The organism is Collinsella sp. SGI.180 (genome assembly GCF_050313455.1).
Classification (GTDB): Bacteria; Actinomycetota; Coriobacteriia; order Coriobacteriales; family Coriobacteriaceae; genus Collinsella.
The window spans coordinates 1-235 of the sequence record NZ_JBNPLL010000060.1 but is presented as its reverse complement, the minus strand read 5'-3'; the positions used below and the strand labels follow the sequence as shown (position 1 = coordinate 235).

The 235-nt window shown below is 70.6% G+C and carries 1 pseudogene; it reads left to right on the top strand.

Annotated elements, in window-relative coordinates:
• Positions 1-235 (top strand): annotated as a pseudogene (locus ACQRAP_RS08730) (IS110 family transposase); the annotation flags it as partial.

Here is a 235-nt window from a genome sequence, read left to right as displayed (position 1 = left end):
CTTCGACGAGAGGACGCCCACCGGCCGCAGGAAGGGCAACTGGACCCGGGCGCACTGGTCCTGGATCGAGTCGATTAGGTTCGCGGAGGGGGCCGACAACGACGTGCTCGCCTACTACGTCGACGCGGTCAGGCGGGCGGCGGAGGAGAAGGCGAGGCTCGAGGGGCTCGTCGAGGCCGAGGCCCGCAAGCCCAGGTGGAGGAGGAGGGTCGACTCCCTGCGCTGCCTCAAGGGC